This window comes from Leisingera sp. NJS201 (assembly GCF_004535885.1).
GTDB lineage: Bacteria > Pseudomonadota > Alphaproteobacteria > Rhodobacterales > Rhodobacteraceae > Leisingera.
The window spans coordinates 1,609,166-1,632,601 of sequence record NZ_CP038234.1 but is presented as its reverse complement, the minus strand read 5'-3'; the positions used below and the strand labels follow the sequence as shown (position 1 = coordinate 1,632,601).

The following is a 23,436-nucleotide window of genomic DNA, read 5'->3' as shown; positions in this document are numbered from 1 at the left end:
GGTGTGCTGCCCGCTCAGTTTAGCGGCGGATGGTCCCGCTCAATTCAGCGGTTGCTGATATTGGGCCGCAACCGAGGCCGCGCCAGGCGCGCCCCAGCGCTCTTCCTCGGCCATCATCGACAAGACCAGACCGCGCGCCTCATCCGGCGGCAGCACACGGTAAGTGCCTTCTTCGGTAAAGATACGCCCGCACATCAAGTTGACCGGCGCGGCTGCGAAACCCAGCATTCCGGCCTCCAGGTAAATCACCTGATCCTGGGCAAACCGCGGCGTGACCAGCTCCAGCTGCGCACCGGGATGCATCCGGCGGATACCCCGGTAACCCTCCAGCGCGGCGGCGGGCACAACCGCAAAGGGGTCACCCTGAACATCCTCCACCAGATCGCTCTCCAGCAGCACGCCCTGATCCGGCATCAGCCACAGCGGCACCCGGTTCATCAGCGCATCACGCGGCACCAGCAGCGGACAGCGGGCCGGATCCAGATCGCCGTCGCCCGGAACGATGGTTTCGCGCTGCAGTTCCACAATCTCCTGCATGCCATGATCGAATGTCAGCACTTTGTCGCCTGGCGTCAGCGCTTCAACCGGGCGCCAGCCCAGGTTCGAGGCCACATGCGTGCCAGCCAGAAACCCGCCCTGCCCGACGGAAACCAGTGGAAAACCGCTGTTCAATGCCCGTCCCATAGAGACCTGCGAACGTTTCAGAAGCCAATCCAGCATCCGGTTTCCTTTCCTGCGGCCCAGGCATTCCCAGGCTGGCCTCAACTCTCACGCCTTGGCAAATCCCCGTTGGCCGATCCGCCCCGGGGGCCGCAAAAGCGCCTTTCCCGGTCACCTGGATAGAGGGGAATCGTTAAAAGAGTATTCAAATTGCGCGATATCCTGCGCGCAGGCCTCCGCCACGGCCCCGGCTGCACGGTCATCGTAATAGGCCCGCCAGTCCCGCTGCCGGCCGCTGTCATTGACCCGCGGCAGATCCAGAGAAAACCCGAGGTGGCTGAACAGAGGCTGGGCATCGTCGTGAAAATGCTCCAGCCGGATGTACAGCCGGCACTGCTCTGCCCCGTCCGCGTGGCGCATGTATGAGGCCGCCGGGCTGCCGCGGAACGCGCTGATGATCTCCGGGTGCTGCACAAAGCCGCGGAACTCCAGTTCTTGTGCCAGACGGATTGCCGGGTGGCTGAAGTTCTGCCCGCGCAGCCAATGGTAATAGCTCACCGCCCGGTCCCACGGGTTGCGCACCAGGGTAAAGGCAAACAGCGACCGCAATGTGCGATCCGGCACCAGCCCTTCGATATCTGCCAGCGTCGAGTGTTTCCACAGCCGCCCGCGGGTCTGCGTGTCCTTCAGACGGCGGCGGCGTTTCAGCGCTTTTGGGGTGTCGCCCAGCATCATGTCATTGGCCATGGCGCGCGCTTCCAACGCCAGGGCCAGCGCTGTTCCACCGGTCTTGGGGATATGGATAAAGACGTATTTGCGGCCCGGAGACAGGATCATGAGCCGACCCTAGGCCATTGATCCGCAGTTGGAAATGCTGATGTGCGCAGGCCTGCAGAACGCTCTGCCCCGGTGAACGGCAAACCCAAAGCACCCCCGGCCCATTTCACCTTTGCGCAAATACTCCGGGGTGAATTGGCCCATAGGGCCAAGAGGGGCAGCGCCCCTGCCTGGCTACCTTGAGCGCACTGCAATGGTGGTGCCGGCGGCAATGATCAGGGTGATCCCCAGCATCTGCCAGATGTTCAGCGCCTGGCCCCAATAGGCCCAGGCAACACCCGGTCCGACGATCATCACCGAATATTCAAACACCGCCACAAAGGACGCTTCGCCCAGCTGGTAGGCCTTGGTGATCAGGAACACGCCGCCAACTGCCGCGCAGCCCTGCAGCAGGATCAGATGCGATATCTCCCACAGCGGCCAGACCCAGCCGCGGGTGACAAATCCATCGGCGCCAGCGGGCACCGCTTGCGGCCAGATTTCCAGCCCGGTGAGCAGCATCGCCCCCAGTGCGCCCTGCACCAGCAGGTAGATGAACAGCATCGCCACCGTGCTTTCGCCCTGGCAGTAAAGGCCGGTGGCCAGCGACCCCAATGCGTAGAACAGCCCGCCTGCTACCGGCACCAGGATCAGCCAGTTGAAGGCTGCCGGGTCGGGCTGCAGCACCATCAGCACCCCGGAAAACCCAAACAGCACGGCGCCGATGCGGACCCAGCCAATCTGCATTTTCAGAAACAGAACCGAGATAAGCACAATGATGATCGGCGAGGTGAACAGCCCCGCCAGCGCCTGTGCGATCGGCATCAGCGCGACAGCAGCAAAATAGAACACCATCGCCACCGCAACCAGCACCGCCCGCAGCAGCACCGCCCCCATCCGGCGCGGCGCCAGGCCGCCCAGCCCGGCCCGCGCCATCAGCCACAGGAACGGCAGCGCGACAAAACTTCGCAGCAGGTAGAACTGCCCCAGCCCGATCTGTTCGGCCATCAGCGGGACCGCATTGTCGGTAATGCCGATAATCAGCATGGCTGCCAGCATGGCGTGCGCGGCCGCCGTCTGGCTGCCGGTTTCTGCGGAAAGGGTAGCTGTTTGTTTCATACCCTTCCCATTGCCCGCAACTTTCCGCAATATCTGTTCTCTAAACGACACCAAAGTGATTCAGGGGAGGAAACTGATGGGGTGGATGGCGGATGAAACCGGTCTGGAGAAGACCGCCGCGAATTATGTGCCGCTGACGCCGCTGTCGCATCTGCAGCGGGCGGCGCAGGTGTTTCCGGAGCATCTGGCGGTAAGCTATGGCAAGCACCGCAAAACTTATGCCGAATACCACGGCCGCTGCACACGGCTGGCCTCGGGGCTGGTCAAGCTGGGGGTAAAACCAGGCGACGTGGTGGCCACTCTGCTGCCGAATATCCCGGCCCAGGCCGAGGCGCATTTCGGCGTGCCCGCCTGCGGTGCGGTCTTGAACACCATCAACACCCGGTTGGACGTGGGCACAGTCGCCTATATCTTTGACCACGGCGAAGCCAAGGCGGTGCTGGTCGATCCGCAGTTCCTGGAACTGGCCGAAGCCGCCGTCGAGGAAATGGAAGGCCCGGCCCCGGTTTTGATCGAAGTGGCGGATGATCAGGCCACCTGGCACGCCACCGGCCGGCATATGGAATACGAGGCGCTGCTGGCCAGCGGCGATGCGGACTTCCAATGGATCATGCCCGATGATGAATGGGAAAGCCTGGCGCTGAACTATACCTCCGGCACCACCGGGCGGCCCAAGGGCGTGGTTTACCATCACCGCGGCGCGTATCTGATGACCATGGGCACGGTGGTGTCCTGGCGCATGGTGCTGCATCCGGTCTACCTGACCATCGTGCCGCTGTTTCACTGCAACGGCTGGAACCACACCTGGATGATGCCGGTGGTGGGCGGCACCCTGGTCTGCTGCCGCGATGTCACCGCGCAGAACATCTATAACGCCATCCATTATGAGGGCGTCAGCCATTTCGGCGGTGCGCCGATTGTGCTGAACATGCTGGTCAATGCGCTGGACGAAGAGCGCCGCACCTTTGATCACACGGTGGAGGTCTTCACCGCAGGCGCCCCGCCAGCGCCCGCAACCCTGTCCAAGATCGAGGATCTGGGCTTTAACATCACCCATGTTTACGGGCTGACCGAAACCTATGGCCATGTCACCGAATGCTACTGGAAGGCCGCTGAATGGGACGGGCTGGACAAGGCCGGCATTGCCGCCAAGAAATCCCGCCAGGGGGTTTCCATGCCGATGCTGGAGCCGGTGGTGGTGCGCGACAGCGATCACAACACCCTGCCCAAAGATGGCCAGAGCCAGGGCGAGATCGCCTTGCGCGGCAATGTGGTGATGAAGGGCTATCTGAAGAACCCGGAGGCCACTGCAGAGGCGTTCAAGGACGGCTACTTCAACTCCGGCGACCTGGCAGTGCAGCACCCCGACGGCTACATCCAGATTGCCGACCGGGCCAAGGATATCATCATTTCGGGCGGCGAGAACATCTCCTCGGTTGAAGTAGAAGGCGTGCTGATGGCGCATCCGGATGTGCTGCTGGCCGCGGTCGCTGCGATGCCGGACGACAAATGGGGCGAGGTGCCCTGTGCCTTTGTCGAGCTGAAACCGGGTGCCGCGGAAGATGCTGCTGCTTTGATCGCCTTCACCCGCGAGACGCTGGCGGGTTTCAAGGCGCCCAAGAAAGTGGTGTTCCAAGAGCTGCCGAAAACCTCCACCGGCAAGATCCAGAAGTTCGAACTGAGGAATATCGCCAAGAACCTGTAATTTTTCGCGGCGAAACAGCGTCCGGGGCAGCAAAGCAATTTGCTGCCCCTGTTTTATGTGATTATCCTGCTGGCAACGATAAGAACGGGGGCCGGGCTGGCTGCATGACGGCATTGAGGGAATTTGAGCGGCTGGAGGCTGCGGGCTTGTGGCGCGCGGACCGGGAGGCGCAGCGGCGGGATGTGATCATCTCGCTGGGCGATGCGACGCTGACCATCGCAAGCATGAATGACCTGCCGCTGGCCCACTGGTCGCTGGCAGCGGTCGAACGCGCCAATCCCGGAGCGTTCCCGGCCCTGTTCCACCCCGATGGCGATCCCGGCGAGACACTGGAACTGGGTCAGGACGAGACCGCCATGCTGGAGGCGATAGCCCGGGTGCAAAACGCCATCGGCCGTTCCCGCGCGCGGCCCGGGCGGCTGCGGGCTGTCAGTATCCTGGGCACCTTTGCGCTGGTGCTGGCGCTGCTGGTTTTGTGGCTGCCTGGTGCTGTCACCCGGCATGCTGTCAGCGTGGTTCCTGACATTAAGCGCAAGGCCATCGGCCAAGCCTTGCTTGGCCGGATCGAGCGGGTCTCGGGGCCGGCCTGCGCGACGCCGGAAGCCGCTCCGATCCTGCGGGATCTGGCAGCGCGCACCGGGGTGCGGCAGCTGGCGGTGCTTCGCTCAGGCATTCCCGGCAGCCTGCATCTGCCTGGCGGCATCGTGCTGCTGAACCGTTCGTTCGTTGAGGATTTCGAGGATCCGGCAGTTGCGGCCGGCGCCATCCTGGCGGAACGCGCCCGGGCTGAGGCCAGCGACCCGATGTTCGAACTGCTGGAGGCCGGCGGTGTCATGGCCGCCTTCAAACTGCTGACCACGGGCGAGCTGGACCGCGCTGCCCTGGATGCCTATTCCGAGGCGACCCTGGCCAGTCCGCGCCCGGCACTGCCGGATCAGGTGCTGCTGGCCGAGTTCGCCCGCGCAGCGCTGCCCTCATCGCCTTATGCCTACGCGCTGGACATCACCGGTGAAACGGTGCTGGGGCTGATCGAGGCGGACCCGATGGCAGGCCGCGACCAGAAGCCGCTGCTGAATGACCGCGACTGGGTTCAATTGCAGAACATCTGCGGCTAGGCGCCCGTTTTGGGGTCCCGGCGCAATACGGGCGGCACAATTGTTCATACAGAAACTGGAGCAGCTGCGGCACAGAACACAAAGCCCGCCCCTGATGGTGTCAGGAACGGGCCATTATGCGCTCATTGGTGCATTCCGCCTTCGGACCGCAGGGGTGCTGACCGTCTTTGCAGAGGCAGGGGCAGGCCCTGCCCCGATGTTATTTACTGATCCGGGCGCCGGTGAAACCAGCATTGCGGGCCTTGGCCAAGGCTGCGGCGGCCTGGTCATCGGCTTGAAACGGGCCTGCCAGAACCACCTTGTAGGGCTGCCCTCTGCGGCTGACTGTACCAAGGCGCACCGGCAGGCCGGCAGCAGCAAGCTGCCGCGCTGCGGCCTGGGCCTCAGCGGCACCGGCAAAAGTTGCGGCGCGAATGTACCGCCGCGATGCGGCCTGCTGCGGCACCGCCGCATCCGGTGCCGAGCGGGAGGACAGACGCAGGCCCGACGGCTGCGCTTCGGCCGGGCTGCGGCGCACATTGCGCGGCAGTGTCAGCGTGGCACGGTCCAATGGCAGCTGCACCAGGCGGCGCGGCACCCCATTGGTCCAGACCTGCGCCATCTGCGCGTCGCCCTCGGGCGTGCGCACGCCGCGCATCGGGTTCAGGCGGCCATCCTCACGTTCCACTGTCAGATAGCCGGCCGGGGCCTGGGCAAAACCGGTCACCACTGCCGGACGCACGGTACGCACCGCACGCTGCGGGTTCAGCCGCCCGTCGGTCCAGACCGGGCGATAGCCTTCGGGCACCGTGAAACTGTTGCTGAGGCGGCGGTCCTGGTAGATGTGCGTCTGCACCACACGTGTATTCGGGGTGAGGCGCAGAGAGGACTGCGCGCCGCTGTCCTGCCCGCCGTAGGTCACCGGCGAAACAGTTTGCGGGCCGCAGCGCGCGCCGGTGGCATTGGAGTACTGGCGGCTGATATCAGATAGCCCGGCGCAAGCACCGCTGCCTGCGGGCTGCACTGCTGCCGGAGCGGGGGCTGCCGGGACTGGTGCCGGTGCTGGCTTGGGCGTCACCCGCACGACCCTTTTGACTGCCGGTTTCGGCAACGGCGCCGGAGCGGCTGCAGGCCGGGCGCTGGTGGATTGCGGTGTGCGGCGCGGTTTGGCCGTGGTGACAACCCTGGGCGCCGTGGCGCCCGCATTCGATTGTGCCGGCTGCTGGCCCGGGTCAAGGGTGATCAGCTCCGGTGCCGGGGCTGCCTGCTGCGTTCGCGTGGCGCCCGCCAGCTTGGTTGGTGCATAGCCGCAGATCTGCTTGCGCGAGCGGGAGACCCGCGGCACCCAAGTGACATTGCCGTCGATGCCTGCACGGATGTAGACACAGCCGCGGCTGTCCACATATTGCTTGCCCGTATAGGAGGCAGGCGGAAATTCGGAGGGCGGGCTGGTTTCACGCAGGGTTTGCGCCTGTATACCTGCTGCCACGGTTGTCCCCGCGATGATGGCCAGTGCAATAATTCTAGTTATTTTCATTCCTGAGCCCCACAAAATATGGCTGCAGGATGCCCGAATCCGGCCTGTGAGTAAAGATTCTGCGGCAACAATAAGGCCGCACGGCGGCAATTTTTGCGCAAATTGGAACTAGTTTTCGTGCCGCGGGCGGCAGCCGGGCAGTCCGGCCAAGGCAATCAGGGCTGCCTTGGCCGTTTCCGATCAGGTCATTTGGTGCCGAACATCCGGTCGCCGGCATCACCCAGACCGGGCAGAATGTAGCCCTTCTCGTTCAGCTGCCGGTCCAGCGAGGCGGTGACGATCGGCACATCCGGGTGCGCTTCCTTCATCCGTGCAACACCCTCGGGCGAGGCCAGAAGGCACAGGAAACGGATGTTATTGGCGCCGGCCTCCTTAAGCAGATCAATGGCCGCAGCTGAGCTGTTGCCAGTGGCCAGCATCGGGTCCACCGCGATCACCAGCCGGTCTTCCAGCGCTTCGGGCGCTTTGAAGTAATACTGCACCGGTTCCAGGGTTTCCTCGTCCCGGTAAAGGCCGACAAAGCCGACACGGGCCGAGGGGATCAGCTCAAGCACCCCGTCCAGCATACCGTTGCCCGCGCGCAGGATCGACACCAGCGCCAGTTTCTTGCCGGCCAGGATCGGCGCGTCCATTTCCTCCATCGGGGTTTCGATGCTGGTTGTGGTCAGCTCCATTCCGCGGGTGATTTCATAGGCCAAGAGCTGGGTAATCTCGCGCAGCAGGCGGCGGAAGCCGGCCGTGGATGTGCCCTTGTCCCGCATCAGGGTCAGCTTGTGCTGCACAAGCGGGTGATCAACAACGGTCAGGTGGTCGGTCATGGGGCACTCCTACTTTTTTGTTTGCGGCGGTTCTGTTTGCAGCGCTTTTACGGGCCTGGCCGCGGCTGGCAAGCGGGTTTTGACCATGAAGTCAAAGAAAGCTCTTGCCGGGGCCCTGGGCCGGGACGTTCAAATGGGCCGCAATAGAGGCGCCCACATCGGCGAATTTGACCTGCCCGACGGGGCCGGCGTCAAGCCCTGCGACCAGAACCGGCACTTGTTCGCGGGTGTGGTCACTGCCGGGCCAGCTGGGATCATTGCCGTGATCAGCGGTGAGCACGAGCATGTCATCAGGGCGCAGCTTTGCCAGCAGCCGTCCCAGTTCCGCGTCGAACCACTCCAGCGCACGGGCATAACCGGCGATGTCGCGGGTGTGGCCGTACATGCTGTCGAACTCAACAAAGTTGGCGAATGTCAGACTGCCCTCCTCTGCCATCTCCACTGCATCAAAGAGATGCTGCATCAGCTTGGCATCAGGGCCTTTTTCCAATGTATCAATGCCGGACATAGAGAAGATATCACCGATCTTGCCGATAGCATGGACCTTGCCGCCGGCGTCCTGCACCCAATTTGTCAGCACAGGTGCCGGCGGGGTGATCGCATAGTCGCGGCGATTGGTTGTGCGGGTGAACCCGTCCTCCGCCGAGCCAAGGAAAGGCCGCGCAATAACCCGTCCCACTTTCATTGCGTGCAGGCGGGGGGCGATGGATTTGCACAGGGTCAGCAGGCGGTCGAGGCCGAATGTGCCCTCATGCGCGGCGATCTGAAAGACGCTGTCGGCGGAGGTGTAGCATATCGGCTTGCCGGTCCGCATGTGTTCGGCGCCAAGGTCGTTTAGGATCACCGTGCCGGAAGCGTGGCAATTGCCGAGGATGCCATCGGTGCCGGCCTGCTCCGCCACAAATTCCGTTAGGTCTTCGGAGAAAGACAGCGCCTGATCGGGGAAGTAATGCCAGTCCCAGGGCACCGGCAGCCCCGCCAGTTCCCAGTGACCCGAGGGCGTGTCCTTGCCGCGGCTGACTTCGCTGGCACAGCCCCAGCGGCCCTGCGGCTCTGCATTCAGGCCCGGAAACGGCACTGAGGACGCCAGCCGCATTGCTGCGCCTAGGCCAAGGCGCTCCATGCTGGGTACCTGCAGCGGGCCGCTTCTGCCCTCCTCGGCCTCACCCGCAGCACAGGCCTGGACGATATGGGCCAATGTGTTGGCGCCGAGATCCGGCAGATCGCCGTTGAAGAACGTCCCGGCGTCCGGGGCACCGCCGATGCCAACGGAATCCATCACCACAAGGAAGGCACGGGGCATCAGGAGATCCTTTCATGAACCAGCGGCGGCAGCGCATCCGGCGCATCGCCGATGGCAATGGAGGCCAGGAGGGAAGCCTCTGCCCTGTCCGCCGCATCATCGCTGGCCGCGTGAATGCGGGCCAGGACATCCCCTGCCCCGACCTGCTGCCCCAGGCGGGCTATGCCGGAAATGCCAACGCCGTGATGGATTTTGTCACTCTCCACCATGCGGCCGCCGCCGAGGCTGACAACGGTCAGGCCCAGGGCTTCGCCGTTCATTGCCGAGACGCAGCCGGCGATTGGCGCTTTCACATCACGCACAACCTCAGCGCCGGGCAGATGATCCTGCCATTTGGCGGCGAAATCCGCGGGGCCGCCCATGGCGGCAATCATTCGGGCAAACCGCTCTGCCGCGCGGCCATCGGCAAGGGTTGCGGTGATCTTGGCCGCGCCATCCCCTGCATCAGCTGCCAGCCCGGCATGGGCCAGCAATTCGCCGCCCAAAACCGCGGAAATCCCGGCCAGGGGGCCAGCCGCCTGCCCGGTCAGAACCCGCATCACCTCGGCCACTTCCAGCGCATTGCCCAGGGCGGGCGCCAGCGGCTGATTCATGTCGGTGATCAGCGCCGAAGTGCGGCAGCCGGCGGCATTGGCGGTATCGCACAGCGACTGCGCCAGCGCACGGGCGTCATCGGCGGTTTTCATAAAGGCGCCGGAGCCGATTTTCACGTCCAGCACCAGCGCATCCGGGCTGGCGGCGAGTTTTTTGGACAGGATCGAGGCGGTGATCAGGTCGAGGCTGTCCACCGTCGCGGTCACATCGCGGATCGCATAAAGCCGCTTGTCCGCAGGTGCGATCCGCGCAGTGGCGCCGGCAATGGCGCAGCCCATGTCCTGCATCATGCGGCGCAGGTGGTCTTCGCTGACGCTGGTGGAAACACCGGGAATCGATTCCAGCTTGTCCAAAGTACCGCCGGTGTGGCCCAGGCCGCGCCCCGAGATCATCGGCACATAGGCGCCGCAAGCAGCCAGCGCAGGCGCCAGAAGCAGCGACACACAGTCCCCCACCCCGCCGGTGGAGTGTTTGTCCAGAACCGGCCCGTCCAGATCCCATGCCAGCACATCACCGGTGTCGCGCATCGCCAGCGTCAGGGCGCGGCGGCCCTCGACGCTGAGGCCCTGCAGGCAGACCGCCATGGCAAAGGCCCCGGCCTGCGCGTCCGAGACCGCGCCATTGGCCAGCCCTTCGGCAAACCAGCGCAGTGCGTGCTCGCCCGGTGTTTGACCGCGCCGGAGCGTTGCATTGATGGCGCGGGCGTCCATCAGCTGCGCTCCATATGGTCCACGTCAAAAGCGCCCGGCAGCAGATCGCCGATTGTGGTGTCCTTCTCAGCACCGTCGGTGGTTGCCAGGGTCACTTTCACCTCTCCTGTGCCAAACTCCTTGAGCTTCTGACGGCAGCCGCCGCAGGGCGGGATCGGAGAGGGGCAGTCGGCGATCACATAGACCTCTGCCAACTGCTTTTCGCCCGCGGCCACCATGGCGGCGATGGCCCCGGCCTCGGCGCAGGTGCCCTCCGGATAGGCCACGTTTTCAACATTGCAGCCGACGTAGATCTGGCCGCTGGACGAGCGGATGGCGGCACCAACCTTGAAATTGGAGTAAGGCGCGTGGGCGTTTTCGCGGACGGCGGTTGCGGCGGCTTTGAGGCTCATGGGTGTTTCCCCGGTTTTTGATCATCTGGTCAGAATGCCGCAGCCTAGCTGATATGCCCCGCAGAGCGAAAGCCCTGCTATGCAGTTCACTTGGCATCCCGGTGTGAAGCCGAACAAGCAAAACCAATCCACGTTCAGTAGTTTCACGTTGTTTCAGGGGCCGGCCAGGCGGCGGGCCTTTGTAAAACCAACTAAGATCTTCAGTCAGAATACAGCGGTCGCCAAGGATGTCTTTGGTTTTCTAGCAGCCCGCAGTACACCCGGCGGCTGGAAAACCCGCAATCCGCAAGTCATCCGCCGTTTGATTATGTCCGTTTTCTTCCCCAAGGCTTTGGCAATCAGCACTATACCAGAGAACCGCTCCAGCTTGCGCAGGCAAAATCCGGCGACTGTGCGCCCCGATTTTATTCCCTTTTCATTTGCCGGCAAAGGCGTCCGCAAGGCAGAATTCACGCAAGAAGCCGCCGCTTGCCAGCACTGGCGTTCATTTGCGTCAGTTTGGACTAGGTTTCCGGCAAGAAAAATGGTTTAACACTAAACAATACTGATCTTCAGGAGCGCCAGATGTCCGATTCACAGAACCTGCGCCAAGCCGCGCTCAACTATCACGAGTTTCCGCGGCCCGGTAAACTGGAGATCCGCGCGACCAAACCGATGGCCAACGGGCGCGATCTGGCACGCGCCTATTCGCCCGGTGTGGCAGAGGCCTGCACCGAGATCAAAGCGGACGCCGCCAATGCTGCCCGCTATACCTCGCGCGGGAATCTGGTGGCGGTCGTGTCGAACGGTTCAGCGGTTCTGGGGCTGGGCAACATCGGCGCGCTGGCCTCAAAACCGGTGATGGAAGGCAAGGCGGTCCTGTTCAAAAACTTCGCGGGCATCGATTGTTTTGACATTGAAGTGAATGAGAGCGATCCGGAAAAGCTGGCGGATATCGTCTGCTCGCTGGAGCCGACGTTCGGCGCCATCAACCTCGAAGACATCAAGGCGCCGGACTGTTTTATCGTCGAGAAGATCTGCCGTGAGCGGATGGGCATTCCGGTGTTTCATGACGACCAGCATGGCACCGCAATTGTTGTGGGCGCGGCCGCCAAGAACGCCCTGCATGTGGCGGGCAAGTCGTTTGAAGACATCAAGATCGTCTCCACCGGCGGCGGCGCGGCGGGGATTGCCTGCCTCAACATGCTGGTGAAACTGGGGGTGAAGCGCGAAAATATCTGGCTCTGCGATATTCACGGTCTGGTTTATGAAGGCCGCGAGGAGGATATGAACCCGCAGAAGGCGGCCTTTGCCCAGGCGTCGGACCTGCGCGCGCTCGACCAGGTGATGGACGGCGCGGATCTGTTCCTTGGCCTGTCCGGCCCGAACGTCCTGAAGCCCGAAATGGTGGCAAAGATGGCGGACCGCCCGATCATCTTTGCGCTGGCGAACCCGACGCCGGAAATCATGCCGGAGGCCGCGCGCCAGGTGGCGCCGGAGGCGATCATCGCCACGGGCCGCAGCGATTTTCCCAATCAGGTCAACAACGTGCTGTGCTTCCCCTTCATCTTCCGCGGCGCGCTGGATGTCGGGGCAACCGAGATCAACGACCAGATGCAGATCGCCTGCGTCGACGGCATTGCCGAACTGGCCCGCGCCACAACCAGCGCCGAAGCCGCGGCTGCCTACAAAGGCGAACAGCTGAATTTCGGCGCCGATTACCTGATCCCCAAACCCTTCGACCCGCGGCTGGTGGCGGTGGTCTCCTCCGCCGTTGCCAAGGCGGCAATGGACAGCGGCGTAGCGACCCGGCCGATTGAGGATATCGAGGCCTATAAGCAGAAACTGAACCAGACGGTATTCAAGTCCGCCCTGCTGATGCGACCGGTGTTCGAGGCCGCCCGCGCCGCGTCCCGCCGGATCGTGTTCAGCGAGGGCGAGGATGAGCGGGTGCTGCGTGCGGCGCAGGCGATCCTGGAAGAGACAACCGAGACCCCGATCCTGATCGGCCGCCCGGAAGTGATTGAGCGCCGCTGTGAGCGGCTGGGGCTGGATGTGCGGCCGGGGCGCGATTTTCAGCTGGTGAACCCGGAGAACGACCCGCGCTATTACGACTATTGGAACAGCTATCACAAGGTGATGCAGCGGCGCGGGGTGACGCCGGATCTTGCCAAAGCGATCATGCGCACCAATACCACTGCAATTGGCGCCATTATGGTTCATCGCGGTGAAGCGGACAGCCTGATTTGCGGCACCTTTGGTGAATACCGCTGGCACATGAACTATGTCGAACAGGTTCTGGGCGGCAACAGCTATGCGCCGCACGGGGCGTTGTCGCTGATGATCCTGGAGGACGGGCCGCTGTTCATTGCCGACACCCATGTGCGGATCGAGCCGACGCCGGAACAGATTGCGGAAACCGTAATCGGCGCCGCCCGCCACGTGCGCCGCTTCGGCCTGGAGCCGAAGATCGCGCTGTGTTCGCAGTCGCAATTCGGCAATATCGCCTGCGACACCGGCAGCCGCCTGCGCGCCGCGCTGGAGATCCTGGACGAAAGGCACCGGGATTTTGCCTATGAGGGCGAGATGAACATCGACAGTGCGCTGGATCCCGAACTGCGTGAGCGGATTTTCCCCAATTCGCGGCTGGAGGGCGCGGCCAATGTGCTGATCTTTGCCCATGCCGATGCCGCCTCAGGCGTGCGCAACATCCTGAAAATGCGGGCCGGCGGGCTGGAGGTCGGGCCGATCCTGATGGGCATGGGCAACCGCGCCCATATCGTTTCCCCTTCGATCACCGCGCGCGGGCTATTGAACATGGCCGCCATTGCCGGCACCCCGGTGGCGCACTACGGTTAATCCTGCGGCTGGGAATTACCGCTGGCCGCCTGTCCAGGGAAGCCAACAGTGAGGGACCAGCCATGAGAGGGCATTGCCACTGCGGCGCCGTGCATTGGGAGAGCCAGGCCGAGGCGGCCTGGAGCTGCTACTGCCACTGCGCCGATTGCCGCCGCAACTGCGCGGCACCTGTCACCGCATTTTTCGGACTGCCGCATACGGCAGTCGCGTGGTCCGGTGCAGAGCCGCAGATCTACAATTCCTCTGACGGTGTCGAGCGGCTGTTCTGCGGCGCCTGCGGCACCCAGATGGCCTATCGCACCGCACGGGATGCGGTGAATATCCACATGTACACGGCGACTTTGGAATGTCCTGGGGATATGCCCCCCAGGTTTCATGTCTTCCACTCCGAACATGTAAGCTGGCTGGAGCTGAAAGACAGGCTGCCCCGCTATGGCCAGAGCAGCGACCAGGATCCGCGGTAGCCAGGCCGGGTTGACGGACGGACATCAATGTTCCCTGCGCCGCCAGGAGATCGCGGGATTTCCTAGCGGCTTTCATGCAGGGAGCCACCCTGCGCTTAACCGGCGTAACCGATTGTTTGCAGAGCATCCTTGATTTCATCCAGGACAGCCGGATCGTCAATGGTCGCCGGCATCTTCCACGGCGTGCCATCCGCAATGTTCACCATGGTGCCGCGCAGGATCTTGCCGGAGCGGGTCTTGGGCAGCCGGTCCACCACCACCGCCAGTTTGAAGGCGGCAACCGGGCCGATCTTCTCGCGCACCAGTTTGACGACCTCGGCCGCCACCTCGCCATGATCGCGGCCGGCGCCTGAGTTCAGGCAGAGGAAGCCAACCGGCATCTGCCCCTTAAGGCTGTCCGCCACGCCGATCACGGCGCATTCGGCAACATCCGGGTGGCCCGCCAGCACTTCCTCCATGCCGCCGGTCGAGAGACGATGCCCCGCCACGTTGATCACATCATCAGTGCGCGCCATGATATAGAGATAGCCGTCCTCGTCCTTCATGCCGGCATCGCCGGTCTCGTAATAGCCGGGAAATGTAGTGAGATAGCTTTTCTTGAACCGCTCTTCGGCGTTCCACAGCGTCGGCAAGGTTCCCGGCGGCAGCGGCAGCTTGACCGCAATTGCGCCCAGTTCGCCCGGCGCCACCGGGTTGCCGCCTTCGTCCAGAATGTCCACCTCATAGCCGGGCATCGGCACCGCAGGCGAGCCAAGCTTGGTCGGCAGTTCTTCGATCCCCAGCGGGTTGGCGGCAATCGACCAGCCGGTTTCGGTCTGCCACCAATGGTCCACCACCGGCACCTTCAGCTGATCCTGCGCCCAGGTAATGGTGTCGGGGTCGGCGCGCTCGCCGGCCAGGTAAACCTGCTGCAGGCAGCTCAGATCGTATTTCTTGACGAATTCGCCCTTGGGATCCTCCCGCTTCACTGCGCGAAAGGCGGTAGGGGCGGTGAAGAAGCTTTTGACTTTATGCTCGGAAATCACCCGCCAGAATGTGCCCGCATCCGGTGTGCCGACCGGCTTGCCCTCAAACACAATTGTTGTGTTACCGTGAATGAGCGGCGCATAGCATATGTAGCTGTGCCCAACGACCCAGCCCACATCCGACGCCGCCCAGAACACATCGCCCGGATCGACGTTGTAGATGTTTTTCATCGTCCAGTTCAGCGCCACCAGCTGGCCCGCGGTATGACGGATCACGCCTTTGGGCTGGCCGGTGGTGCCGGAGGTGTAGAGGATATAGGAGGGGTGGTTGCCTTCGACTGGCACGCATTCGGCGGGTTCCACACCGTATTGGAACCCGTGCCAGTTCACGTCGCGGCCCGGGATCAGATCCGCCACTTCCTGTTCGCGCTGGAAGATCACGCAGAATTCCGGCTTGTGCTCAGACAGGTCGATGGCGCCATCCAGCAGCGGTTTGTAATGCACGGTGCGGCCCGGCTCGATCCCGCAGGACGCGGCGATGATCGCCTTGGGCTTGGCATCGTCGATCCGCACCGCCAGCTCGTTGGAGGCAAAGCCGCCGAACACCACCGAATGCACAGCCCCGATGCGGGCGCAGGCCAGCATCGCCTCCAGCGCTTCTGGGATCATCGGCATATAGATGATGACCCGGTCGCCCTTTTCGATGCCTTTCGCACGCAGCGCACCGGCCAGAGTGGCGACCCGGTTGCGCAGCTCGACATAGGAGATTTCACGCTTGGTATGGGTGACCGGGCTGTCATAGATGATCGCGGTCTGTTCGCCGCGGCCCTGTTCCACATGGCGGTCAACGGCGTTGTAGCAGGTGTTCACCTTGGCATCGGAAAACCATTCATAAAGGCCATCGCCCTTATCTAACAGCGCCTGTTTCGGGGCTTCATCCCAGTTGATCGCCTGTGCGGCCTCCATCCAAAACCGTTCCGGGTCCTGTTTCCAGCCGGCATAAATATCCTGATATCCCATAGTGATCGTCTCCTCCTGCTCTTTGCCTAGGCGAGAAAGCGGCAAACGGGCAAGTTTTGCTGCCCCTGCACGCAAGGTTGGTCAATAAATTTACAGGTTCCGAACAGGCAGACAGCCTGAATTCACAAAATTTACACATGGTTTGCGGTTTGCATCCAAACCACTTTGCAAACAGGTCTTTGCCGGAGAATATTCAGGAAAGCCCCGCCAGAATTGCAAATCTGCAAACTTTTCCCCCGGATATGGCGGCTGCAATCAGGGAATCACCCCCTGCGGCAAGACCCATGACACAGAAACGGCCTTCTGGCATCTGCCGCGCCGCCTCGCCGTGCACCGCTGTTCCTGCATTCCGCCAAGCATGATTTCGATCCGGCTTTGCCGCTTTCAACTGCGCTTATCCTGTCGCGCCGCCCGCCATGGGCTTGGGGAAACAATTTCCAGACGTGCCATCGCGCGCTCATGGCGATCTGTCACGCTGACAGACAAACCTGACAGGTCCTGAACCTCGGTGGAGTTCTTGCAGAATTCCGGCCCTTTTCCGCCCGGTTTCCCTTGCAACTCAGCCCTGCCCTCCTAGGCTGCGGCCAGGGAGGCTTGAGCATGACAAAACCGGATCTATGGCGCCTGAGTGCAACGGAACTGACAAAACGGACCCGCACCGGAGATCTGAGCGCCGAAGATGCCGTGCAAGCCTCCATTGACCGGATGAACGCGGTGAACCCGGCGCTGAATGCCGTGGTTGAAGACCTGAGCGCCGAGGCACTGGAGCGCGCCCGCGCGCTCGACACGGAACGCGCAGGCGGTGCTGTTCCCGGCCCGCTGCATGGCGTGCCGGTCACCATCAAGATCAACGTGGATCAAAAGGGCCATGCCACCTCCAACGGCGTCCCGGCGCTGAAGGATTTGATCGCACCTGCAGACGCCCCGGTGGTGGAAAACCTGCAAAAGGCCGGGGCGGTGGTGATCGGGCGGACAAATACGCCGGAGTTTTCCTTCCGGGCCGATACCGACAACCCGCTGCATGGCCGCACTTTTAACCCTTGGGGCGGCATATCTCGCCGGGCGGCTCCTCCGGCGGCGCAGGGGCTGCGGTGATGGCCGGGATCGGCGCACTGGCGCATGGCAATGACATAGGCGGATCCTTGCGCTTTCCGGCAGCCGCCAATGGCGCGGTAACAGTGAAGCCTGGCCTGGGCCGGGTGCCGGCCTGGAACCCCAGCCAATCCGCCGAACGCGGGCTGCTGGCGCAGCTGATGTCAGTGCAAGGGCTGATTGCGCGCTCGGCAGAAGACCTGCATCTGTCAATGCCCTCCTTGATTGCCGCAGACCCGCGCGACCCCTTCCATGTGCCGGTACCGTGGTTTGGCAAAGCGGTGAGCGGCCCGGTCAAGGTCGCATTCACCAAGAACACCCATGGCTATGATCTGCACCCCGAAGTCGAGGCCGCGCTGGATTTTGCCCGCTCGGCGCTGACCGACGCAGGCTATTTGGTGGAGGAAGCGGAACCGCCCAATGTGTTCGAGGCCGGGCGCAACGGTTACCGCGCACTGATGGGCGAGGTCCATGCGCTAATGAAGGATGACGTGGACGCGGCAGGCTCCCAGACCGTGCGCGACATCTTTGCCGTCTATTTCCAGGAGTTCCCGCCCTTTGCCGGCGATGAGCTGCTGAGAATGATGGCCGCGCGCACCCATTACGCGCGGCAATGGTCCCTGTTCATGGAAGAGTACCCGCTGGTCTTGTCGCCGTTCCTGCCGCAGCCCTTTTTCAAGCCGGACCGCGACACCGAAGGCGCCGAAGGCGTGCATGAGGTGCTCGGCTGCGCAGTTTATTCCTATGCGATGAACTTCCTCGGCCTGCCTGCCGCCTCGGTCCCCGCCCGGCTGGCGCAGCTGCCCAAGGGGCCGCAGCCGATCAATGTGCAGATCGCCGCCCGCCGCTGGCGCGAGGATCTGGCAGTGGACGCCTGCGCCGCGATTGAAGCCCGCGCAGGCCGCATGTGCCTGCCGCTGTGGGACCAGATACAGGCGGGCGGAAGCGCCTGATTTCACAGTCAGCCGGCAAACGGCAGCATCAGCGGGTCCCAAAGGTTCAAATTGGAGATCGCCCAGAAATAGTCCGGATGGGCGCAATGGCGGGTGTATGCATCTTCACGTACAGCCTATTCTCACACAGCCTGTTCACGCCCGTCTTGCCTGTTCACGCTCGTTTTGCGAATGGTCCCGGGGAACGGACTGAACCGCCCCCGGGGAACTTCCATACCGAGATCACTCACTACAAACAGCGGTCGCCTCGCCGCATTCAGCGAACCTGGCGTTCTGGCGCAGGTTTCGTAGGCATGACCGGCAGGTAACTAAATAAACAGGAACGTACAAAACACGCCGGTACGGCTCTATGGCATTCTGCCCTTGGGCAATTACCACCCACGTCCGCCTGTGGGTAAACCATCGCATATAATCGTTACCGGGATGTTCACAAATCCGTGAACTCTTCGTTAAACGGTTACGTAAACTGCTCGGATATAAGCCTTTCTTCCAGGCCATGACCCGGATCGAACAGGATTTTATGGCGTATTTGCGGATCAGTGCGGATCTCAACCCAATCAATATCGGCCACCGAATTCGAATCCGCGTCAGCCATCACCGGGCGTTTACCGGCCTCCAGCACATCAAAGCGCACCATTGCGTTGCTGGGCAAAAGCGCTCCGCGCCAGCGCCGCGGCCGGAAAGCGGCAATCGCCGTCAGCGCCAGCACATCCGCCCCGATCGGCAGGATCGGGCCATGGGCAGAATAATTATAGGCCGTGGAGCCCGCAGGGGTGGAGACCAAGGCGCCATCGCAGACCAGTTCGTCCATCCGCACGCGCCCGTCCACGGATACTCTGAGCCGTGCCGCCTGCGGCCCCGCCCGCAGCAGAGACACTTCGTTGATGGCCAGCGCCTTATGCACCGCGCCGCGGCGGTCCATTGCGGTCATCGACAGCGGATTGATGATTTCCTGCACCGCTTCTTCAAGCCGCTCGATCAGCCCGTCTTCACGGTACTCATTCATCAGAAAGCCAACGGTGCCGCGGTTCATCCCGTAAACCGGCGCCGGATGATCCACCATCGCAAGCAATGTGCGCAGCATGAAACCGTCACCGCCCAGAGCCACAACAATACCGGCTTCGGCGGGCGGCACATGCCCGTATCTGTTACGCAGAGTGCCCAGGGCCTGTTGCGCAATTTCGGCCTCACTGGCCAGAAAGGCGATTCTCAAACTCATGAAATCTGTTTCCGGTGTTAGGCATCTGGTTCCGAAACAATCACAGCTTTCCGGCAAAGACCATAGTTGCCGTTCTGTCGCAGGGAAATGTCGCTTTACAGGCTTCCTGCGCAAGGAAGTTTCCGATAGGAAATCCCTCAGTTCTGATCCTTACTCCAACGGAGCCACCATGACTGAAGCGACCCGTGACCCCGGCTTTTTCACCCAAACCCTCTCCGAGCGCGACCCTGAGCTTTATGCGTCGATCACCGCCGAGCTGGGCCGCCAGCGCGACGAGATCGAGCTGATTGCCTCCGAGAACATCGTCTCGGCGGCGGTGATGGAAGCGCAAGGCTCTGTACTGACCAACAAATACGCCGAAGGCTATCCGGGGCGCCGGTATTACGGCGGCTGCCAGTATGTGGACGTGGCTGAAAATCTGGCCATCGACCGCGCCAAGGCGCTGTTCGGCTGCGACTTTGCCAATGTGCAGCCGAACTCCGGCAGCCAGGCGAACCAGGGCGTGTTCCAGGCGCTGATCCAGCCCGGCGACACCATCCTGGGCATGGATCTGGCCTCCGGCGGCCACCTGACCCACGGTGCGCGCCCGAACCAGTCGGGCAAGTGGTTCAACGCGGTGCATTACGGCGTGCGCGAAAGCGACAACCTGATCGACTACGACCAGATCCAGGCGCTGGCCACCGAGCACCAGCCCAAGCTGATCATCGCCGGCGGCTCCGCCATCCCGCGCCAGATCGACTTTGCAAAATTCCGTGAAATCGCCGACAGCGTCGGCGCCTATTTCATGGTCGACATGGCCCATATCGCGGGTCTGATCGCGGCCGGTGAGCACCCCTCGCCGTTCCCGCATGCGCATGTGGCCACCACCACCACCCACAAGACCCTGCGCGGCCCGCGCGGCGGCATGATCGTGACCAATGACGAGGCGATTGCCAAGAAAGTGAACTCGGCGATTTTCCCCGGCATCCAGGGCGGCCCGCTGATGCATGTGATCGCAGGCAAGGCGGCGGCCTTTGGCGAGGCGCTGAAGCCTGAGTTCAAGACCTACCAGAAGCAGGTGAAGGCCAACGCGGCGGCCCTGGCGGACCAGCTGATCCAGGGCGGGCTGGACATCGTCACCGGCGGTACCGATACCCATGTGATGCTGGTCGATCTGCGTCCCAAAGGCGTGACCGGCAACATCGCCGACAAGGCGCTGGGGCGGGCCCATATCACCACCAACAAGAACGGCATCCCGTTCGACCCGGAAAAGCCCACCGTGACCTCGGGCCTGCGCCTCGGGACCCCGGCCGGCACCACCCGCGGCTTCGGCGAGGCAGAGTTCCGCCAGATCGCCGATCTGATCATCGAGGTGATCGACGGGCTGGCCGCCAACGGTGAAGACGGCAATGCGGATGTGGAAGCGGCGGTGCGCGCCAAGGTCGCGGATCTCTGCGCCAGATTCCCGCTGTACCCGAACCTGTAAGAGACTGAAGAACATAAAAAACCAAACGCCGCGGCTCAAATACCGCGGCGTTTCTTATTGACGGCACGTCTGTCAGCCACCACTACTCCCCTTTCGCGTATGCAGTATGGGAGAGCCTGTGATGGACAATGGATGGCAGGCCTCTGCTTACGCTTGGATCACACTGATGGGGGTAAGCGGCGACTTCAGCCGGCAACATGTTCTGGATCACCCGATGCTGAACCGTGTGCGTCTCCGGCCAAGCCCGCGCATTCTCGACGTGGGGTGCGGCGAGGGCCGGTTTTGCCGGATGCTCGCGCCCTTCGCAGGAAACGTAACCGGGTTGGATCCGACAGATGCCCTCCTCAGGCATGCGGAAGCCCTGTCTGATCAGAGGTTTGTAAAAGGTACTGCAGAAGCTCTGCCATTTGCAGACGCCAGTTTCGACATCGTAGTCAGCTATTTGACACTGATCGACATTCCAGACACGAAACGTGCAATCGCCGAGATGACGCGGGTGCTGGCGCCGGGAGGTCATCTGCTGATTGCCAACCTCAACAGCTGGATCACAGCCTCGCAATCCAAAGGCGGAGGCTGGACACGTGATCAGGACGGCGCGGCGAATATGTGCATCGACCGCTATTTCGAAGAACACCACCATTGGGGCGAATGGAATGGGATGCGGATAAAGAACTGGCACCGGCCGCAGGCGTTCTACATGCAGGCATTGCTGAACGCAGGGCTGCAGCTGACCCATTTTGACGAACCCATGGCGACGGGCGGCGAGCGGGCGGACAGCTACAACCGGGCTCCCTATCTCTACCTGATGGAGTGGCAAAAGCCGGCTGGCTGAATACGGCGGCACGGCAAACGCCCGCCAATAAATGGCGGGCGCCGGGCCGGTCTCACTTAATGAGGATCAAAGATCCTGTTTCGCGTCAAGCAGCGCGTCTTCCAGCAGTTTTTCGTTGCGGGCATCTTCGATCTTGCGAATGCGGTCTTCGCTGGAGCGATGATCGAACCGGTACTTCACCACGTTGATCAAGCTGAGCGTCAGCAAGAGCACGCCCATGCCCCAATAGCCTTTGGTGGCAAGCGGTACTTCGGTGGAAAGCCACAGCGACACCCCCAGCATCGCATAGGCGATGGCGACGCCGGCGACGTTCAGCAGGATAATCAGTTTGTTGTCAGTGCTGTCGGTAAACATATCTTTGCTCCAGTATTCAAAAATTTCTTGAGGTTGCCCGGCGGCCCGGGAGGTGCCTGGACTGTGCCCGGTCAGTCTTTGGCTTTCAGCCGGTTCAGCACATCGGCGGCGGTGCTGCGGCTGCGGGGGCCGAAACCGGCGTCCGCCAGATCATCGGCGATGGAGCTGCTGTTCAGCTCGCCGTCGATTTCACGCAGGATCTCGCCCTGCTCAAACGGGTCATCGCGCTGCAGGACTTCGCTGATCAGCGCCTCGGCCTCCTCAGCCGGGCTGTCACCGCCGGTGTGGCGGCGCAGGCGGCGCTGGATGTCCTGTTCGCGCCGGGTAGCACGGGCAGCAATGGCGCCCTGTTTCAGATCGGTGATGCGGCGGCTGGCGGTTTCCACCGACTGACGCAACTGCAAGATCCTTGTGTCCAGCCGGTCCAGGGTCTGGCGGCGGACTGTCAGCTCGTTCTCCATCTCGGCTACTGCCTGGGCTGCGCTTTGCGCCAGGTCCTCGCGCCCGCCTTCCAGCGCTTCGCCGGCCCGGGCCATCAGGTCGTGCACACGGGTTTGCAGGGTCTCGATCTGGCGCAACTCAGCGCGCTGGCGTTGGATCAGGCTGGCCAAGGTCAGCTTGGCCGCCTTCAGATTGCCTTCGGCCTCACGGATCTTCTGGGTGATCAGCTCGATCGAATAGGTCTCCCGCAGCTGTTCCTCGGCCCGGGCATTGGCACCGGTGATCAGGGTCTTCAGAGTGGCGAACATCTCTTCCTCCATCTTGAACATCGTTCACGGGAAGAGTGATCGCACAATCCTGAACGTTGTTCAATGACTATTTTGAACGGTGTTCAAAAATTCATTTACTGCCGATTTGATTGAGCACCTGGGCAATCATCGTTTCGATCTGATGGGGCGGAACCCCCGAAATACGCCGCTCCAGCCCCAGCAGCACAATGCCATGAACAGAAGAAAACAGCGCCCGCACCATCAGGCCGGTCTCCTCTGCGCCCATCCCGGGAACAGCTCCCCCACTGGCCGGGCGATATTGGCAAAGAGCCCTTCCAGCGCCTCCAGATACCAGCCGGGCACCGGCCCCTCTGCTGTCATCTGCAAATCAAACAGCGCCCGCCACAGGTTGGTGTTCGCGATGGCAAAGTGCAGGTAGGCGTTGCTCATCAGGATCAGGCGGCTGGCGGGCGGCTCCGCGCCGGCGTGTTCCACCGATGCCCTGACAGCGGCCCCAAGCCTGCGGAAGGTGCGGCCGTTCACCGCCATGATGATGGCGTTCAAATCGTCGAATGCGTTGTAGATCGCCCCCAGCGCACAGCCCGCATCCTGCGCCAGATCACGGGCGCGCAACGCCCCTGCCCCGTCACGGGCAATGCGGATCTCTGCCGCTTCCACCAGTTTTTCCCGCAGCGCCGCCTTGCGCGCTTCTACTTTGCCTGCCATGGCACCCTGCCCTCATCTTGAACCACGTTCAAAATACCGAAGGCAGCGGC

Annotated in this window: 19 protein-coding genes and 2 pseudogenes; 8 read left to right on the top strand and 13 right to left on the bottom strand. The window is 62.7% G+C overall.

The features are described from left to right. Nucleotides 1-39 precede the first annotated feature (39 nt). The 3 genes from ETW23_RS08105 to ETW23_RS08095 all read right to left on the bottom strand — a co-directional run bounded on the left by ETW23_RS08105 (nucleotide 40) and on the right by ETW23_RS08095 (nucleotide 2,595). Nucleotides 40-720, bottom strand: coding sequence for a Hint domain-containing protein (locus tag ETW23_RS08105; RefSeq protein WP_134829699.1), 681 nt, complete (start codon nucleotides 718-720; stop codon nucleotides 40-42). Between the two features lie 111 nt (nucleotides 721-831). Next, nucleotides 832-1,497 (bottom strand): sulfotransferase family 2 domain-containing protein, encoded by a 666-nt coding sequence (locus ETW23_RS08100; protein ID WP_134829698.1) that lies wholly within the window; start codon nucleotides 1,495-1,497, stop codon nucleotides 832-834. A 174-nt stretch (nucleotides 1,498-1,671) separates the two neighbouring features. Then, on the bottom strand, nucleotides 1,672-2,595 hold the full coding sequence (locus tag ETW23_RS08095) for a DMT family transporter (protein WP_134829697.1): 924 nt from the start codon (nucleotides 2,593-2,595) through the stop codon (nucleotides 1,672-1,674). A gap of 76 nt (nucleotides 2,596-2,671) precedes the next feature. On the opposite strand from ETW23_RS08095, the gene ETW23_RS08090 reads away from it, so the two are divergent. Both ETW23_RS08090 and ETW23_RS08085 read left to right on the top strand, forming a co-directional pair. Further along, nucleotides 2,672-4,300: an AMP-binding protein gene (locus ETW23_RS08090; RefSeq protein ID WP_134829696.1), complete on the top strand. Its 1,629-nt coding sequence runs from the start codon at nucleotides 2,672-2,674 to the stop codon at nucleotides 4,298-4,300. 104 nt (nucleotides 4,301-4,404) lie between these two features. Continuing rightward, nucleotides 4,405-5,415 carry a hypothetical protein gene (locus ETW23_RS08085; protein WP_134829695.1) on the top strand — a complete coding sequence of 337 codons (1,011 nt, stop codon included), beginning with the start codon at nucleotides 4,405-4,407 and terminating at the stop codon, nucleotides 5,413-5,415. 199 nt (nucleotides 5,416-5,614) lie between these two features. On the opposite strand, the gene ETW23_RS08080 is transcribed toward ETW23_RS08085, so the two are convergent. The 5 genes from ETW23_RS08080 to ETW23_RS08060 form a co-directional block, all read right to left on the bottom strand. Next, nucleotides 5,615-6,931 carry an SPOR domain-containing protein gene (locus ETW23_RS08080; RefSeq protein ID WP_134829694.1) on the bottom strand — a complete coding sequence of 439 codons (1,317 nt, stop codon included), beginning with the start codon at nucleotides 6,929-6,931 and terminating at the stop codon, nucleotides 5,615-5,617. A 185-nt stretch (nucleotides 6,932-7,116) separates the two neighbouring features. Then, nucleotides 7,117-7,749 carry a uracil phosphoribosyltransferase gene (gene upp, locus ETW23_RS08075; RefSeq protein ID WP_129370571.1) on the bottom strand — a complete coding sequence of 211 codons (633 nt, stop codon included), beginning with the start codon at nucleotides 7,747-7,749 and terminating at the stop codon, nucleotides 7,117-7,119. 91 nt (nucleotides 7,750-7,840) lie between these two features. Then, the gene (locus ETW23_RS08070) at nucleotides 7,841-9,052 is read right to left on the bottom strand and encodes a phosphopentomutase (RefSeq protein ID WP_134829693.1); all 1,212 of its coding nucleotides are present in this window, start codon (nucleotides 9,050-9,052) and stop codon (nucleotides 7,841-7,843) included. Beyond that, nucleotides 9,052-10,356, bottom strand: coding sequence for a thymidine phosphorylase (locus ETW23_RS08065; RefSeq protein ID WP_134829692.1), 1,305 nt, complete (start codon nucleotides 10,354-10,356; stop codon nucleotides 9,052-9,054). The genes ETW23_RS08070 and ETW23_RS08065 overlap by 1 nt, the downstream gene beginning before the upstream one ends. After that, complete coding sequence (locus ETW23_RS08060) at nucleotides 10,356-10,748, bottom strand: cytidine deaminase (RefSeq protein WP_129370568.1); 393 nt, start codon at nucleotides 10,746-10,748, stop codon at nucleotides 10,356-10,358. Before ETW23_RS08060 ends, ETW23_RS08065 begins: the two co-directional genes overlap by 1 nt. A gap of 79 nt (nucleotides 10,749-10,827) precedes the next feature. Between ETW23_RS08060 and ETW23_RS08055 the strand changes: the two genes are divergently transcribed. The 3 genes from ETW23_RS08055 (at nucleotide 10,828) to ETW23_RS08045 (ending at nucleotide 14,050) form a co-directional block, all read left to right on the top strand. Beyond that, nucleotides 10,828-11,280 (top strand): hypothetical protein, encoded by a 453-nt coding sequence (locus ETW23_RS08055; protein WP_134829691.1) that lies wholly within the window; start codon nucleotides 10,828-10,830, stop codon nucleotides 11,278-11,280. A gap of 32 nt (nucleotides 11,281-11,312) precedes the next feature. Further along, nucleotides 11,313-13,586, top strand: coding sequence for an NADP-dependent malic enzyme (locus tag ETW23_RS08050; RefSeq protein WP_134829690.1), 2,274 nt, complete (start codon nucleotides 11,313-11,315; stop codon nucleotides 13,584-13,586). Nucleotides 13,587-13,648: 62 nt separating this feature from the next. Next, nucleotides 13,649-14,050, top strand: a complete 402-nt coding sequence (locus ETW23_RS08045; protein WP_129370565.1) for a GFA family protein — start codon at nucleotides 13,649-13,651, stop codon at nucleotides 14,048-14,050. A gap of 95 nt (nucleotides 14,051-14,145) precedes the next feature. On the opposite strand, the gene prpE is transcribed toward ETW23_RS08045, so the two are convergent. Continuing rightward, the gene (prpE, locus tag ETW23_RS08040; protein ID WP_134829689.1) at nucleotides 14,146-16,035 is read right to left on the bottom strand and encodes a propionate-CoA ligase PrpE; all 1,890 of its coding nucleotides are present in this window, start codon (nucleotides 16,033-16,035) and stop codon (nucleotides 14,146-14,148) included. A gap of 600 nt (nucleotides 16,036-16,635) precedes the next feature. On the opposite strand from prpE, the pseudogene ETW23_RS08035 reads away from it, so the two are divergent. Beyond that, nucleotides 16,636-18,080 (top strand): annotated as a pseudogene (locus ETW23_RS08035) (amidase family protein). A gap of 457 nt (nucleotides 18,081-18,537) precedes the next feature. Here the strand turns inward: ETW23_RS08035 and ETW23_RS08030 are convergent. Next, on the bottom strand, nucleotides 18,538-19,299 hold the full coding sequence (locus ETW23_RS08030) for an NAD kinase (RefSeq protein WP_129370562.1): 762 nt from the start codon (nucleotides 19,297-19,299) through the stop codon (nucleotides 18,538-18,540). 169 nt (nucleotides 19,300-19,468) lie between these two features. Between ETW23_RS08030 and glyA the strand changes: the two genes are divergently transcribed. Both glyA and ETW23_RS08020 read left to right on the top strand, forming a co-directional pair. Continuing rightward, nucleotides 19,469-20,764, top strand: coding sequence for a serine hydroxymethyltransferase (glyA, locus tag ETW23_RS08025; RefSeq protein WP_134829688.1), 1,296 nt, complete (start codon nucleotides 19,469-19,471; stop codon nucleotides 20,762-20,764). Nucleotides 20,765-20,885: 121 nt separating this feature from the next. Beyond that, nucleotides 20,886-21,596 (top strand): class I SAM-dependent methyltransferase, encoded by a 711-nt coding sequence (locus ETW23_RS08020; RefSeq protein ID WP_134829687.1) that lies wholly within the window; start codon nucleotides 20,886-20,888, stop codon nucleotides 21,594-21,596. 66 nt (nucleotides 21,597-21,662) lie between these two features. On the opposite strand, the gene ETW23_RS08015 is transcribed toward ETW23_RS08020, so the two are convergent. The 3 genes and pseudogenes from ETW23_RS08015 to ETW23_RS08005 all read right to left on the bottom strand — a co-directional run bounded on the left by ETW23_RS08015 (nucleotide 21,663) and on the right by ETW23_RS08005 (nucleotide 23,386). Further along, nucleotides 21,663-21,950: a hypothetical protein gene (locus ETW23_RS08015; RefSeq protein ID WP_129370559.1), complete on the bottom strand. Its 288-nt coding sequence runs from the start codon at nucleotides 21,948-21,950 to the stop codon at nucleotides 21,663-21,665. 71 nt (nucleotides 21,951-22,021) lie between these two features. Next, a complete protein-coding gene (locus ETW23_RS08010; RefSeq protein ID WP_164982720.1) occupies nucleotides 22,022-22,699 on the bottom strand; it encodes a PspA/IM30 family protein in 678 nt (225 codons plus the stop codon). A gap of 91 nt (nucleotides 22,700-22,790) precedes the next feature. After that, nucleotides 22,791-23,386 (bottom strand): annotated as a pseudogene (locus tag ETW23_RS08005) (TetR/AcrR family transcriptional regulator). Nucleotides 23,387-23,436: the final 50 nt, after the last annotated feature.